Here is a 14,761-nt window from a genome sequence, read left to right on the forward strand (position 1 = left end):
ACCGCCCCAAGCTAACAGCTGGGCCGTAATGCAACGGTTCCGCAAGGGGAGAAGGGATCAGATCAGTTCTTGGCCGGAACCCGCGTGTCCGTGGATGGGTCTACCGCACCGGGGCGGCCTTCGGCGGCGGCTTCGGCCTGATTGCCTTCCAGCTTGTCGGCGACCTTGCCGGCGCCGTCCTCGACCGCCTGAGCCGCCTTCATGGCGCCGGACTCGACGACTTCGCCCGTCTGGGCGGCGACATCGGCGGCCTTGTCGCCAGCGGCCTCGGCGTTGACCTCGGCCTTCTGTTGTTCGGCCTGGGTGCAGGCGCTGGCGCCCAGGGCCAGGATGGAGGCGGCGGCGATGCCCAAGGTACGAGTGGAAAGCTTGCGGGTGCGCATGGGATGTCCCCCTTCTTGCGATAAACCTTGGCGGTAAACGCCGTCAGTCCCAGGGAGTTGCGTTTCCTAGTCCAGATCCACCGGCAGGGTCTGGCTGGCCAGCAGCCGCTCGGTCGTGGCCCAGTGGTCCGGGCCCTGACCCTCGACCCAGGTCTGCACCATGTCGCGGCCCAGACCGTAGTTGATGATGTAGCTGCGATAGGTCTCGATGAAGCTGAGGCGCTGGTTCGCGCGGTCGCGGGCGATCAGATTGTATTTCTGCAGCTGGTCCAGCGCCGTCTCGCGGTCGATGCGCCCGGCCAGATAGGTGTCGGCCACGGTGTATTCGGCCCGGCCCAGCTCGCGGGTCAGGGCCAGAAGCTGGGTCTGGGCCTCGGCCGTCGCCGGGTCCAGTCCGGCCAGGGGATAGAGGACGCGCTTCTCGAAATCGGTGCGCTCATGGCCGGGGAAGGCCAGGTCGATGCCGTAGTTGGCGCTGCCCTCGGCGATGAAGGACATGGGGCTGAACAGGGGGTAGACGCTCATCTCGACCCAGCCCTTCTGTTTCACAAAGGTCTGTTCCAGCAGGGCGTTATAGACGTGGTGGCCGGGATAGCCCTCGTGGCAGCCCAGATCGACGGCGCGGTCGATATAGATGGGCAGGTCGGTGTTCACCTGGATCAGGCTGAAGGCGTTCCCCTTGTACCAGTTGTAGCCCGACCACGGCTTGTCGTTGACGAACTCCAGGGTGAAGGTCTCATGGGCGGGCAGGGTCATGCGCCGTTCGGTGCGCGCCTTGCACTCGTTGATGGCGGCCCGCATCACCGGCTCCAGCCGGTCCTTGGGAATGACGTAGCCGGCGCGGAACGCCGCGACCCGGTCCGCCAGCGGTCCCTCGCCAGGGACCAAGGCGTCGATGCGCGCCAGCACGGGTTCATAGGACGACAGGGGCCGCAGTTCCGGCCGCACGCCGAATTGGGCCTCGGCCTCGTCGGCGAAGCTCATCTTCTCCCCGGCCAGCATCCGCAGGCGCGCCGAGGCCGCCGAGACATGGGCCGACAGATAGGCGCGGCGTTGCAGGCTTTCGGCGTCCAGGCCCGCCGTCGGCAGGGCGACTAGGCGACGGGACAGAGCGGCGGCGCCCTCGGCCAGCTGGGGCAGGGCGCGCGGGCTGGCCTTGGCCGCCTCGGCCCATTCGGCCGGGCCGTAATAGGCGTCGACATAGCCGGGCTCGCGCTCGCCGATCTCCAGCGTCAGGGCGACATAGTCGCGCGCCACGGCGTCCAGGCTGTCCGCCGCCGGTTGCGGCGCGGTGGCGCAGGCGGTCAGCAGGCTGGCGCCCATCAGGGCGGCGATCGTCATGTGGCGCATGGAAACTCCCTCTCTCCGGGACCGACGCTAGGCGTTCGCGCACGCATCGCCAAGTCTGGCTCAAGAGAAGGCGTCGCCGCCGAGATTCAGGGATTGAGGCCGCCGAGCCCATGCTGTAAGCACCGCCGTCCGGCTCTTGAGCCGCAGACGCACCCGTAGCTCAGCTGGATAGAGTGCTGCCCTCCGAAGGCAGAGGTCACAGGTTCGAATCCTGTCGGGTGCGCCACTTCGGTTTAAAACTGAGAACTCCGCCACTGGCGGCGTAATCCCCACCACCACTGGACGCCAAGGCTCGCAGCAGCTCCGTGCGGGAGCCGATGATTCGCGCCTCGGTCTTGCTGATGACCTCCACTCGCTGGGTCAGGGCGCGGAGGTGATCCCGTCGATAGCCACTGGTCCGATCCCCCAGCTTGCGCCGCGCGGCGCTGGCGAACCGATTTAGGGCGTCCGGTGTGATCGTCGGCGCCAACCGATCCACGGATGCGCTGATCCGCTCAGCGTCCGCCCGAGCCTGATCCCGGATGCCCGAAAGTTCGCCCACGCGATCCTTCAGCGAGGCGTCGTCAGGCGCCAAGAGGCCGTTCTCAATGGCCTCATAGAGCCGATTGAGTTTGGCGTCGGCTTCGGTGGCGCGCTTGCGCATCTCCGCGATGTGGCTGCGTCGCTGGTCCGCCCACTCTTCTCGACGATCCAGAAGCTGTTCCATCAGCGCCGCGAGACGGCCCGGATCGAGCAATCGAGATTCGAGGTGATCGATGATGGCGTCATCGAGTTTGTGCATCGGGACGGCGAGGCCCTTGCAGCCTGCCCCGCCCATGCGGGCCTTGGTCGAACAGGCGTAGTAGCGATACTGGCCGCCCGCCTGACCCTTTCCAGTCCTCAGTGTCATGGCGCCGCCGCACGCGCCGCAGAAGCAGATGCCCGTGAGCAGGTTGGGACCGGTGGAGACGCGGGGCGGCGTCCACTTAGGGCTCCGGGACGTGAGACGTGCTCTGACGGCCTCGTGGTCCGCCTTCGACACTATGGCGGGCACGGCCATGATGGCGTGTTCCGACTCCGGCTTATGAGCCTTGGTTTTGTGGTCGCGAGTGTTGAACCGGTGCTCGCCCATGTAGGTCGTACGGGTCAGGATCTGATGGACGGCGCTGATGCCCCAACGCCCGCCGTCACGGGTGCGGACGTTTTGATCGTTAAGCCGCGTGGCGATTGTCTTCAGACCCATCGGCCCCTGGGCACCGTCACCGGTCAGCGCCCAGCGATAGATGGTGCGGACTGTTTCGGCCTGAAGGGGGTCGATCTCCAGCGTCTTCTTGATCTTCGCCCCGCGCTGCTCGGCAGCAACGATGCGGTAGCCGATGGGCGCACGCGCACCGTTCCAGAATCCCTGACGAGCATTCTCCTTCATGGCCCGCAGAGTGTGCTTGGCGTTTTCGCGCGACTGATACTCGTCGAAGAGCGTCATGATCTGGCGCATCATCACGCTCATGGGATCGTCGCCCAGCTCCTGGGTGATCGAGACCAGACGCACGCCGTTCTTCGCGAGCTTCCGGACGTAGAACTCGAACTGGAACTGATCGCGGAAGAACCGCGAGAAGCTGTGCACCACGATCACATCGAAGGCGGGCGGCTTGGTCAGCGCAGCCTCGATCATGGACTGGAACGAGGGGCGACGGTCGTCGGTGGCGGTGTTGCCCGGCTCGACATATTCCGCCGTCGCCTCCCACCCCTTGGTCTCGCAATAGGCTTCAAGCTGGCGGCGCTGGTCGGGGATCGACAGGTCGTTGACGGCTTGCCGCCCGGTCGAGACGCGTAGGTACAAGGCCGCTCGGGTCTGAACGCCTGGGGTAATGGTCGCACTGCTCATGTCCGGCTCCTTTCAGAGGCGCGGCCCCAGAACCTCGTCGAGCACCTCGCCAAGCCACGCCTCCACCGCCAGAAGCTCGGCCGGCGTGATCGGAAGATCATCAAGCCAGGTGTCGGTGACGCGGACGGCCGATTGTACGCCAACTGGCCGGACTTGCGGAGTCCGGCGGCGATGCGCCTCCGGTTCTGATGACGGCTGGACATACATGCCCGCCAAGCTGTTCGCTGTAGGACGACGCGCATACTCGTAACCTCTCCCTCGCAAATCTGCGGCCGCCGCTTTCTCGAAAAGCGGATCGATCCATCGATCCATGCCGAGCCCTCAGCGGCGGCGGCTGACCGGGTCAACGCCTGCGGCGCCAGCCGCAGCCCGCAGGGCGCGGAGCGGGGTTGAAGCGGGCGGACGGCGCTGCTCCCCACTCCGAAGATGAGGGTCGATAAGGCCAAGCTTGTCAGACAATGCCGGCGCAAAGCCTATCCTGCCCTAGACCCTCATTTGCGTTTCGGAGGACCACTACCGGCCGCCTCATCGACGGCGCGGGTCAGCCGGACAAGCGCCTCCGCCAGACGCGTTTCGGCGGCTCTCTTCTCGACGCCCAAGTGGTCGGCGATCTGTTCTAGCGGCATTCCAACGAAGCGATGGAGGACGAAGACATTCCGGCAGCGGCGAGGGAGGCGGCGGATTGCCCGAGCAAGAACCCGGCGCTCGTGCTCTTCGCCGTGGGACTCCGATGGCGGTAGGCTCATTGATCGGTCCCGCCCCCAATGCCTATCGCGGCCTCGACCGCGCTGAGAAGGTCGCAGATGGCTTGATCGGCGATTTCGGGTGGAAGCGGGAGCTTTGGCTTTATGCCGGTACGCAGGGCCCCTGAGCTATAAAGTGGGCCGAGCACCGCAGCGAGTTTGCCAACGCCGTCAGGGACGCCCTCAAATCTCAGCATTCTGACGCAGCGGAGCGCCTTGCTCAGATCGTGCCGGAGCCAGACGCGTGTCCAGTCGTCAGAGAAGCCGCGATGCAGGAGATAGGCTTTGAGGCCAAGCTCAATAGCGATGGCGGAGTGATAGGCCGACTGGGCGCCTACGCGGTCATCGTCTGTCCAAGCCATCGCGTGGAAGCCTCGGGCGTTACGGGCGAAGGCGATAGCCAGTCGGCGCTGTGGCGGACGCCGCCGCCACCGTCGTGACCGGAGTAAGACACGCTGAGGGGTTGGCATGCGCAGACCTCCGTAGCGACGGCGCGGCATGCAGCCGGACGGTGTCGGCTGGCGTTTCGGCACAAGGTGCGTGAAGATGATCACACCGACCCGACTAAGTCAACACGGTGTACTCATAAAGGAGCACGTCGTGCCGACTATCACACCTTTGCAAGTCAAGCTGGCCCGAACCGCGGTAGGACTCGGAGTTAGAGAACTCGCTGAATCGGCTGGCGTCGCCCCGTCCACAATCCAGCGTTTCGAATCCGGGCGAGGGGACATGCAGTCTCGCACGTTAGACAAGGTGCAGAGGTGCCTTGAAGCCTCTGGCGTGATCTTCATTCCGGCTGATTCAACGGGCGGGCCAGGCGTTCGATTGAGGGCTCATACGGAGCGGAGTGCTCCAACGGAAGCACCCTAGAGAAGGCGCAGCGATCGGCACAGCTCACGCCGAGGCGGCATTATGCCAAACGTCCACGGGAACATCCCAGTGACATTACTCTAACAATGTTGCTAATTTGTTCTCACCGCTATTGGCGAGGGTTTGCGAAGATTCTTATCGCGAGGTCCGACTTCCGCCGCGACGAGGACGCAAGAAGTGCTAAGCGGGCTGCCGGAGCGCTCGCCCGAAACGGGAAGACTTGGTTAAATCCCGAGTCGGTAGGATCAACGGGAGGGAGGAAAGGCGCATGTCGGTTCAACACATCCTCGACCTTCTCGATTCCCACGCCGCCGGGGATGAGGAACGGCTGTTATCGGTCGCCCTAGCCGCCGCCGCCGCGGAGGCCAGGGCGGGCCGTCCCCAGGACGCCGCTGCCCTGAAGGAGGCCGTCCAAGCTCTCCGCTCCGCCACTCCGAAGGCCGGCGCGACCGCCGCCCCCATTCCCCTGGCCCGCCCCCGGGGCGAGCTGCAGTCGCTGATCATCAGCAGCTATCCGCGCACCACCCTGGCCAGTATGGTCCTTTCGTCCGAGATGGAGGCCCGGCTCCAGCGTCTCGTGAGACAGCAGCGGGAGCGCGCCGCCCTGCGCGACCATGGCCAGCGCCCGTCCACACATCTGCTGCTGATCGGCCCGCCCGGTACCGGCAAGACGATGACCTCGGCCGCCTTGGCCGGGGAGCTGAAGCTCCCTCTATTCACCGTGAAGCTGGAGGCCGTCTTCAGTCGCTACATGGGCGAGACTGCTGCCAAGATCCGACTGATCTTCGACCAGGCCGCGCAGACCCGGGGCGTCTATCTGCTCGACGAGTTCGACGCCATCGGAGCCCGCCGCGGCGATCCCAATGACGTCGGCGAGATGCGCCGGGTGCTGAACTCGGTGTTGGCCTTCATGGAAGAGCCCAATCAGACCGACAGCGTCATAATTGCCGCGACCAACCATGTCGAAATCCTCGACCGGGCCTTGGCGCGGCGGTTCGACGAGGTGGTCGAATACGGCCTGCCGAGCGTCGCTGAGGCCAAGACCCTGCTCTCGACCCGGCTGAAGAAGTTCAAGCTCGACGCCCGGGCGCTCAAGGCGCTTGCGCCCGACCTCGAAGGCCTCAGCCAGGCCGACGTCGTCCTGGCCGCCGACGCCGCGGTGAAGGACGCCATCCTCGACGGCCAAAGCAAGGTGTCGCTCGATCTGGTGCGCACGGTGCTGCAGGAGCGCCGCGCGGTCAGCGCTCGCTTCCATTCCTAGATTGCGCAATCGATGCAACCGGTGATGATCAACGAATCATCACCGCCGGAAAGCCGATGGCTCTCGAAGACTTCAGCCGCCACACCCTGGCCCATCTGACGATCGACGCCTTTCGCGAGGCGGGTCCCTACACCTATCCTGCGCGCCGCCAGACGCGCACGCCTCAGCGCGACGACTATTTCGCGCACGGCCGGCAGTTGCTGGGCCAACTGGCGGCCGCCTTGCCCGCCCTGCCGGTCCAAGGTGCCGATCCCCGCCTCGTGCTGGATGGATTACGACCGGGCGCTATCGTCTCGGTGGAGACCCGCGCGCCCCAGTCCGATCGTCAGGGCCCGGCCAAGGTCCCGGCCACCTTCGAGCTTCCGGCCCAGGACCTTATCGTCCTGCGCACCAGTCGACGCGATGACCGATCCGAAGTGGCTGTCGTCTTCGTGCCCGACGCCGCCCGCCCGGCCCTGCAGCAGAGGATCACCGCCTATGGCGCCCGGGAGCTCGGTAACCGCGAACGGCCGTATGTGGATCAGTTCGAGCGGATCGAGACCTTCGCCGCCGCCAGCGCGGAGGACCTGTTTGCGGGCGATCACGACTCGAACGACCCGCAGCCTCACTGGTGGGAGTTGTGGGTGCGCGAGGGCAAGGCCGAAGGTGTGCGCGTGCAGGCGCGCGCCGCCGGGTTCGAGGTTCATGCGGACACCCTGATCTTTCCCGACGTCGAGGTGGCCTTTGTCCATGCCGCCGCAGCCACCCTGCGCGGCCTGCTCAACCGCATGCCCGGAGCCGTCGCCGAGGTCCGGAGGTCGGTCGGCACGATCGAGCCCTTCTTGACCTTGGCGACCAACGCTGTGAACCAGCACGACTTCGTGGCCGAGTTCGGCGGGCGCATCCGGGCTCCGGCGCCGGACGCGCCAGCCATCTGCATTCTCGACACCGGCGTCTCCGCCGCCCATCCGCTGGTGGCGCCTGGCCTGGCCCACGCCACGACGATCAACGCGGACTGGGGAACGGACGACCACGCCGACGACACGGGGCACGGGACCGGCCTGGCGAGCCTGGCCCTGTTCGGCGATCTGGAGGCACCGCTGAACGATCTGCGCGTGGTCCAGCTCGGCCATGCGGTCGAATCCGTCAAACTCCTCGCCCCGCGGGGGGCGGTGCAGACCGATGTCCACAGCTATGGCGCGGTGACCCAGTCCGCCATTTCCGTGATCGAGATCGACCGGCCCGGGATCGAGCGGTCCTTCTGCCTGGCGTCCTCCACCGCGCGACACCCGCCGACCCGTCCTTCCAGCTGGAGCGGCGCGATCGACCAGGCCGCCGCCGGCGCGATGAGCGGCGAGCGCGCACGGGGCATGGCCGCCGCCCAGACCCCCAAACGGCTGATGCTGGTCGCCGCCGGCAACGTCATCGGCGGATCGCTGGAGGAGATCGAGGCCGGTGCCCGCATCGAGGATCCGGCCCAGGCCTGGAACGCTCTGACCGTGGGCGGGGTGACCGCCAAGACGACCGTCGAGCCTGGAGCCGCACGGCTGCGTCCGGTCGCGGCGGCCAATACGGTCAGCCCCTACAGCGCCGACACAGTGGGCTTGCCGACCGACCTGCTGCCGATGAAGCCGGAGGTGATGTTCGAAGCTGGCAACATGACCGTGGATGCGGCGAACTGGTGCGACCTGCATCCGGCCTTGTCCCTGCTGGCCGCCGGCCGGGATGTAGAGAGCGAACCTCTATCCTCCTTCTGGGCCACGAGCGCGGCCGTCGCGGTCGGCGGGCATTTCCTGGGTCGGCTGAAGGCCGAGCTGCCCGGTCTGTGGCCGGAGACCTATCGGGCGTTGATGGTGCACAGCGCCCGCTGGCCCGAGCCCATTCGTCGGCAGCTCATCGGCACGGGGGCCAGCTGGCGGACGCGGCTGAGCAAGGCCGATATCCAGCGACTGCTGCGCCGGGTCGGTTATGGCGTCCCGGATCTCGACATCGCGACGCGGTCGGCCCGCAATGATCTGACGCTCCTGGCCCAGGCCGAAATCCAGCCATATGCGGCCGGAGCCAACGATCAGGGGGCGGTCTTCAACGAGGTGCATTTCTACGACCTGCCTTGGCCGGTCGAGGCCCTACGCGCCCTCGGGGACCAGCCGGTGACGATGCGGGTCACCCTCTCGTACTTCATCGAACCCAATCTGAGCGGCAAGGCGGCCACCCGTCCCGAAACCTACCGTTCCTACGGCTTGCGGTTTGCACTGAAGAAGCGAACCGAGACGGATCTTGAGTTCAAAGGACGGCTCAGCCGTCTGCAGAACGAGGCACAGGTGGCCGCGCTAGAGGCCGGCGACGAAGACGCGGACGCTCAAGGCGAGCGGTCTTTCTGGCTGCTGGGGCCCAAGGCGGTTCAGGCCGGATCCCTGCACTGCGACCTCTGGCGCGGCAAAGCGTCCGATCTGGTCAACCACGACCTGATCGCGGTTCATCCCGTGGGCGGCTGGTGGAAGTCGCACCTCGGCCAGCGGCGGCGCAGCGACCGGGGGCGTTACGCCCTGGCCCTGTCCATCTCGGCCCCGTCGTCGGAGGTCGATCTCTACAGTGAGTCCCAGGCCCTGGTGATCGACAAGGACATCGAGATCCTGCTCGGCTGAGATCGAACGCCGCGGCTCAGGCCGGGGGCGCATCCGCTCGGCGACGTTGATTTGTCCTCCTCGACGAACCCGTAAGCCCCTGCCTATTTGGCCGCCTTGGTCGCGAAGACGCAGGGTTCGGCGTCGGTCGGCGGCGCGAAGACCGGCCACCAGAACGGGTGCGCGGTCCATCCGAGATCCCGACCGCCCTGCTGCTGCAGCAAGGCCAGCACTGGCTTGCTGCGGGGCTCATCGAGGAGCTTGCGCCTCAGCACCGTACCGACGATCGACCGGCCGGATTTGTCGCCCGACTTTTCCCGGTTCAGCCGGCGGCCGGTTTCGGCGATCAGGGCGATCTTGCCGTCGCCGCCGTGCTTGGCGTCCGAGTAGTAGTCGATCAGGGCGCGCATGGCGTCCCACTCGAATTCAACAGTGTCGAATTCCATGCTGTTCTCGATGGCGGCGATAATTTCCAAAGCCATCTTGCGCTCGACCTCGACGAACTCGCCGGTGTCTCGCCAAGCGGGATTGATCAGCTTCTCCAGCTTGGCCTGAACAACCGCCATGGCGTTGCCGCCACGGGTCTGAAAATCGGTCGGCAACAGCAGGCTTGACGGAGAGACCGACACCATCTCACTCAGCATCACCTTGTTCGGCGCGCAGGGGCGCACCCGGCCGGTAGGGTCGGACTGGATGAAGACAACGCCGGCGTCTTCCTTCTTCTCGTCGAAGGCCGTGCGGAGCGCGTTTTCCAAGGCGTTTATCGTGTAGAGCCGGTCGTAGACCGCCCGCGAGGTGTAGAAGCGCGTCACCGCCAGGTCCTGCCGATTGCGGTTCCCGTACATGCGCGAGTGCTGCAGCACCGTATCGGCCTGCATCGTCCGGGGGTTCCGCCCGTAGTAGAAGGCAATGAGGTTCGGGATCGTGATCCCACGATCCAGAATGTTACCGCCGACCCATATGTTGTAGGGCGTGCGCAGCTTCAGCTCGGCGTTGTCATCGAGCAGCTTCATGACGTCGTTGTCGGAGTTCACCTTCTCGACGACGACCTCGTCACTCTGCAGGGCGTCGATGAATGCGTCGAAAGCGTCGTCGCGGGGCGGCATCTTGCCCTTGTCGGCGGTGACCGAGGCCTGCAGGTCGTCATATGCTTGATCGAACATTGGCCGCAGCGCGTCGGGGGCGCTCTCCGCCGCCTCGATGATGGCACTGAAGATCCAGTCGATCACCTGATCCTGCCAGGCGTGCGCCGCCCGCTGGATATCGTTGTGGATGACCATGGCGTACTTGGTTGGCCGCAGACCGGCCTCCCGCTGCTGCCACTGCCGCACACCCACGGCCACCACGAAGGTGGTGATGGCGCGGCGCAGGCCCGTGGTGTTGGGCGTATCGAGCACGGTGCTCTGGCTAATGCGGCGCTTGTCGGCCTTACGCAGCGAGTCTTGCTCCTGGTCGGTAACCTCGACGATCAGCTTGGACCGCGGGTCGTCATCGTCGAAAGCGCCGAAATAGTCGTCGCCACCGACATAACCGCCATGGATCGGCAAGGGCTCGGTGAACGCCGGCCGCTTGGGCGTGAACACGTAGCTCTCGCCGCTCGCCGTCTCCTCGTAATCCTCGGGCTGCAAATAGAGCGAATAGGGCGTGGCGGTGACCTGCAGGAAGGCGATGCCGTTGGACATCCCGCGCAGCTCGTCGATCTGCCCCGCGATCGTGCCTTGAGCGATCGCGCCGGTTCCCTTGTCACGGACGAAGCGCACGCTGGCCAGGTCGGCCTCGTCGTCAATCAGCAGGACCTTGCGGTTCTGCAGGCCCTGGTTGGACTGCATGAAGTTGATCAGGCGCTCCAGATTCTTGGCCTGCTTCTTGGCGACAACGACGATCTTGCGGCGCAGCTCTCCGCGCTTAAGCGTAGGGAGGTTCATGATGTCGAGCACCATGATCTCATCATCGGCGATGAACTCCTTGAAATCGGAGCTCAACCGCCTGACCGTCTGGGCTGATAGGGTTTTGGTCCCCTTAGTCAGCACCAGGGCGATGTCAAAGCCGCGGTCGAACGCCTTGGCGATCACTCCGACAAAGGCGCGCGTCTTTCCGGACTGGATCTTCCCCAGCAGCATTCCCGGGCTGCGCCCACTGGTGCCGTTGGCTTCAAGGCGGGTGACGATCCGATCGATGCAAGCGGCGAGGCCCTCGTCATCGTTCCGCTGGCTCTTCAGGCGTGGATAGAAGTTCGAGCCCTCGTCCATCTCGCCGAGTTTACGGTTGTTGCGCTTCAACCAAGCGCGGATCTGAGGCTTTCGGAAGACCGGCCCCGAAGCCAACTCGGCCAGCGGCGACGGGAAGTCAGATGAGCGCGCCCGCCAATTGGTGACTGCTTGGCTGGTCACGCCGGCCAAAGCGGCGATTTCGTTGATGCCGACCAGATCGTGTTCCATTTATCACCTGTGTGGTTTGTACACAGTGTGTACGTCGCACACAGCGCAGGAGTCAACAGTCGTGATCGTGATCAACTCGTCGCTTGGGTACCCAGATAGGCCAGTTTCCGGCAGGTGCCCAATGACATCTTATGGCGCTGACCGGACATCAGCCGGCCACCGCGACCGCTGTGGAATAGTTCTCGGCTTCGTCCGAGCCGGCGCACCTTCGACAGGCCTCGGTCGGATGCGAAGAAGTCCGGTAAACTACGATCGCTTTGGGCTCAACTCGGGCTTTGGCGACGTCCGCTTTCGGGCATGGCGTCGGTCAACCTCCGAATTCTGAGGTCTGAATCTCAGATGACTTTGGGACTGTCTACTTTTGGCGACGAGTCTGTTGGGGCGAGCATGACCATCAAGGTCGTGATCGACGGCGCGTGCCGCGATAAAGCTACGGCTCTCGTGGAAACTCGGGCGTTGGCCGCTACGCAGGGGCGTCAGCTCGCTGTTAGCCGCATCATGGCCCATTGCGCCTCAAACAGGCTGCGCTCGTAATCGGGCATGTCGTAAGCGCCGAGGGTCGCCATCTCGGCCAGGCCGGCGGTGGCATCGCCGGTCTCCGCCAGAAGCAGGGCATACATCCGGCGAACTGGCACGACCATATTCGCAACGGCCGGCAAGTTCGGCAGAACCATCCCTTCCATAAACTGACGCGCCTGGCCGTGCTGGCCCATTTCGCGCATGTCGTCGACGAACTGCAGCGCCGTCTTCATGTAGGACCTGTGAGCGTTACCCAGAACATAGAACTTCAGTGCGAACATTCGATGCAACGGCTGGAGCCGCCGTAGCGCTTCGAGGGCATGACACTCCAGATCCAGCGCATCGCCGATATGGCGGAAATCGTCGTCCATATCCTCGTAGGGTGTGATCAAAGCGAGGATATCAGGCGGGTTCAGGCCGAGGATCCGGGCCTCGCTCAGGCCGAGGCGCCGGTAATAGCCACGGATCACGCCGCCGACGGTCTTGGCCGCGTCGCCCGGTCGCTTCGCCTTCAATTGGGAGAAGGCGAGGTTGTAGTTGAGGACCAGGGTCTGCACCTCGGTCAGGTCCGGCAGGCGGGCGGCGCGGTCGTAGGCGGCGCGCACGGCCTTCATGTTGCCGGCCTCGCCCTGTGCGGCCATGACCTTCATCACCGCAGCCAGGGTCGCGACCTTGCCGAGGACGCCGGAGGCGAGGATCGGTTCGATGGCGGCGACCCGGGTTGCGAAGGTCTCCCAGCGCTCATAGCGCTGGTCCCAGAAGGCCAGGGCGTCGAGCGCCCAGAACCGTTCTTCCGGGTCCTCCACCGTCGCGGCATAGGTTTCGAGGACGGCGTAGAGCTCGACCGGATCGCCGCGCTCGTGGAACATCTCGAAGGTCGCCAGATCGACGAGGGTGTCGATCTGGCCGGTGCGGGCCAGCAGCCGCATCCAGACCGCGAAGCGCCCGAACCGGGCGGTCCCGACGAGGGACTCGCCGATCAGGTCGCGCAGGCTTTCGAGCAACGTCTGCTCGACCGCCGGGGTCTGGGCGAGTGCGGCGGCGGCCGGGATGCGGAATGCATCGTGCAGCCGCACGCCGTCTCCGCCGACGATCTGCACCAGGCCCGCGCGAATGAGCGATTTGACCGCCGGCTGGACACGCGCCGGCTCCCCGAGCTGGGCGCCGGCCCACGCTTTCACCTCCTCTCGCGTCAGGGGCGCGTCCAGCAGGCTCAAGGCGGAGGCGACCAGTTGTTCCGCCTCGCCCAGGTCTTCGAAGGCCCGTCGCAGGATGATCTCGGGGGCGGTCTCGACGGCCTGATCGCTGGCCTCGACCGCCGCGCAGAACGCGGCCGCATCGCCGCTGTAGTGATCGACCGCCAGGCGCGCGGCGCTCTGGATCAGCAAGGGCAGGGCCGACGTCAGGCGGACCAGTCGCGTGATGGTGGCCGCATCAACCCGTGCGCCGGCCGCATCGAACTCGGCCGCGATCGTGTCAGCGCTCCAGCCGGCGAGTTCTTGCCGCTGGATCGGCAACAGGAGGGCGAGCTCGTCGGTGCCTGGCCAGGGCTGGGCGATCATCACGAACCGGAGCGCGGGCGCCGCCGTCAGCAACTGGCGCAGCGCGCCGACATCCATCCGTTGGACATTGTCGAGCACGACCACGACCGGAATGTTCTGTTGGGCCAACAGGGCGGCCAGATGCCTGAACAGGTCCAGACCGAACGCCTCCGGCAATGCCGCGATTGCCCGGGCGCTTTCGGGCTGAGTCAGAAATCGGGCCGCGAGCTCGCGGCCGAGGCTGTTGGCCACCGCCGCCGCCGGCAGGTCGCCGACGTCGAAATAGGCCAGCGGCGCCGCCGAATGACGGGCCGCGTGTGAGGCCCAGGCCGTCTTGCCTGCGCCGGAGAACCCCGTCAGCAGCCGCAGACGGTCGCCGTCGTCCAGGCGCGGCTCGTCCGGCTGCGGCCGGTAAGGCTGGGGCGGTTGCGGGAACGTCTGCAGCTGAACGACGAACTGCTCATAGAGGGCGGGGAGCTGATCGACCGTCACGCGACGGTCGCCCGCCCCGGTGGCGGCGTACTGGGCGACGGCCGCCAGTTTCCAGACCAGGGCCTCAGGCGGCAGTCCGGCGAAGGCCACGCCGGCCGCGGCCGCCTGGCAGGCGGCCAGCCCCGCCTCCAGGTCCGGCCAGGCGTCGGGCACGGGCAGATCGCTGGACTGCCCCGGCCAAGCGATCTGCACGTCGGCCGGCCAGTCGGCGGCGGCGAGGGCCTCGGCCAGCGGTCCGTTCGGCGCGACGTTGCTGACAATTAGGAACCGCGGCGCGCCCGGACGATCACCGCGGGCATGGGCGTCGCGCAGGTCGGCGAACCGCGCGAGCGCGCCGTCGACATCCCCGGAGGCGAGGGGGGCGGAGCGCGTCTTGACCTGGATGTAGAGGCGGCCCGTCGCCTGTACGAGTTCAACGTCCTCGTCGCGCTCCATCACCACGGCCGTGGCACCGGAGTTGGCCATGTTGAGCACGCAGGCGGCCGCATAGAGGTGCTGGTAGAGAAAGCCCCTGTGCAGGGCGCTGATCCGCACGAGTTGGCGGGGCTCGAGAACGTCTACATCGGCATCCTCAATCAGTTGGGGCATGGGGCGCGGTCATCGTCAAAGGGGTGAGGACCCGAGTGAGGTCCGTAGGGAGATGAAGCAGATTTTGCGCGAGGCGCCTGAGGCTGTCTTCGGGCGACAGGCCGCCCGG

General features: G+C 66.1%; 10 protein-coding genes and 1 tRNA gene. 4 read left to right on the forward strand and 7 right to left on the reverse strand.

Annotation, left to right across the window (positions count from 1 at the left end; all coding sequences use genetic code 11):
• Positions 1-62 precede the first annotated feature (62 nt).
• Both DXK21_RS09625 and DXK21_RS09630 read right to left on the reverse strand, forming a co-directional pair.
• Positions 63-383: a hypothetical protein gene (locus DXK21_RS09625; RefSeq protein WP_114817572.1), complete on the reverse strand. Its 321-nt coding sequence runs from the start codon at positions 381-383 to the stop codon at positions 63-65.
• 66 nt (positions 384-449) lie between these two features.
• Entirely contained in the window at positions 450-1,733 is a 1,284-nt protein-coding gene (locus DXK21_RS09630) for a hypothetical protein (protein ID WP_114817573.1), read from the reverse strand.
• Positions 1,734-1,882: 149 nt separating this feature from the next.
• Here DXK21_RS09630 and DXK21_RS09635 point away from each other — a divergent pair.
• Positions 1,883-1,959, forward strand: a tRNA-Arg gene (locus tag DXK21_RS09635).
• Here the strand turns inward: DXK21_RS09635 and DXK21_RS09640 are convergent.
• The 3 genes from DXK21_RS09640 to DXK21_RS17130 form a co-directional block, all read right to left on the reverse strand.
• Positions 1,930-3,597 (reverse strand): recombinase family protein, encoded by a 1,668-nt coding sequence (locus tag DXK21_RS09640; RefSeq protein ID WP_114817574.1) that lies wholly within the window; start codon positions 3,595-3,597, stop codon positions 1,930-1,932. The two genes, DXK21_RS09635 and DXK21_RS09640, sit on opposite strands and share 30 nt — an antisense overlap.
• Positions 3,598-3,609: 12 nt before the next feature.
• Positions 3,610-3,909, reverse strand: a complete 300-nt coding sequence (locus tag DXK21_RS09645; RefSeq protein ID WP_114817575.1) for a hypothetical protein — start codon at positions 3,907-3,909, stop codon at positions 3,610-3,612.
• A 179-nt stretch (positions 3,910-4,088) separates the two neighbouring features.
• Complete coding sequence (locus DXK21_RS17130) at positions 4,089-4,400, reverse strand: sigma-70 family RNA polymerase sigma factor (RefSeq protein WP_376856796.1); 312 nt, start codon at positions 4,398-4,400, stop codon at positions 4,089-4,091.
• Positions 4,401-4,886: 486 nt separating this feature from the next.
• On the opposite strand from DXK21_RS17130, the gene DXK21_RS09660 reads away from it, so the two are divergent.
• The 3 genes from DXK21_RS09660 to DXK21_RS09670 all read left to right on the forward strand — a co-directional run bounded on the left by DXK21_RS09660 (position 4,887) and on the right by DXK21_RS09670 (position 9,095).
• On the forward strand, positions 4,887-5,210 hold the full coding sequence (locus tag DXK21_RS09660; RefSeq protein WP_114817635.1) for a helix-turn-helix domain-containing protein: 324 nt from the start codon (positions 4,887-4,889) through the stop codon (positions 5,208-5,210).
• 268 nt (positions 5,211-5,478) lie between these two features.
• The gene (locus DXK21_RS09665) at positions 5,479-6,471 is read left to right on the forward strand and encodes an AAA family ATPase (protein WP_114817578.1); all 993 of its coding nucleotides are present in this window, start codon (positions 5,479-5,481) and stop codon (positions 6,469-6,471) included.
• A gap of 56 nt (positions 6,472-6,527) precedes the next feature.
• Positions 6,528-9,095 (forward strand): S8 family peptidase, encoded by a 2,568-nt coding sequence (locus tag DXK21_RS09670; RefSeq protein ID WP_114817579.1) that lies wholly within the window; start codon positions 6,528-6,530, stop codon positions 9,093-9,095.
• Between the two features lie 83 nt (positions 9,096-9,178).
• On the opposite strand, the gene DXK21_RS09675 is transcribed toward DXK21_RS09670, so the two are convergent.
• Together DXK21_RS09675 and DXK21_RS09680 are read right to left on the reverse strand one after the other, a co-directional pair.
• The gene (locus tag DXK21_RS09675) at positions 9,179-11,512 is read right to left on the reverse strand and encodes a Z1 domain-containing protein (RefSeq protein WP_114817580.1); all 2,334 of its coding nucleotides are present in this window, start codon (positions 11,510-11,512) and stop codon (positions 9,179-9,181) included.
• A 476-nt stretch (positions 11,513-11,988) separates the two neighbouring features.
• Positions 11,989-14,652, reverse strand: coding sequence for an AAA family ATPase (locus DXK21_RS09680; RefSeq protein ID WP_114817581.1), 2,664 nt, complete (start codon positions 14,650-14,652; stop codon positions 11,989-11,991).
• Between the last annotated feature and the right edge of the window lie 109 nt (positions 14,653-14,761).

It is taken from the genome of Brevundimonas bullata (assembly GCF_003350205.1).
Lineage (GTDB): Bacteria > Pseudomonadota > Alphaproteobacteria > Caulobacterales > Caulobacteraceae > Brevundimonas > Brevundimonas bullata.

Bases quoted from the DNA above. Each gene is read 5' to 3' on its own strand.
- DXK21_RS09625 (WP_114817572.1), bottom strand. From the start codon at position 383: ATGCGCACCCGCAAGCTTTCCACTCGTACCTTGGGCATCGCCGCCGCC.
- DXK21_RS09630 (WP_114817573.1), bottom strand. From the start codon at position 1,733: ATGCGCCACATGACGATCGCCGCCCTGATGGGCGCCAGCCTGCTGACC.
- DXK21_RS09640 (WP_114817574.1), bottom strand. From the start codon at position 3,597: ATGAGCAGTGCGACCATTACCCCAGGCGTTCAGACCCGAGCGGCCTTG.
- DXK21_RS09645 (WP_114817575.1), bottom strand. From the start codon at position 3,909: ATGGATCGATGGATCGATCCGCTTTTCGAGAAAGCGGCGGCCGCAGAT.
- DXK21_RS09660 (WP_114817635.1), top strand. From the start codon at position 4,887: ATGATCACACCGACCCGACTAAGTCAACACGGTGTACTCATAAAGGAG.
- DXK21_RS09665 (WP_114817578.1), top strand. From the start codon at position 5,479: ATGTCGGTTCAACACATCCTCGACCTTCTCGATTCCCACGCCGCCGGG.
- DXK21_RS09670 (WP_114817579.1), top strand. From the start codon at position 6,528: ATGGCTCTCGAAGACTTCAGCCGCCACACCCTGGCCCATCTGACGATC.
- DXK21_RS09675 (WP_114817580.1), bottom strand. From the start codon at position 11,512: ATGGAACACGATCTGGTCGGCATCAACGAAATCGCCGCTTTGGCCGGC.
- DXK21_RS09680 (WP_114817581.1), bottom strand. From the start codon at position 14,652: ATGCCCCAACTGATTGAGGATGCCGATGTAGACGTTCTCGAGCCCCGC.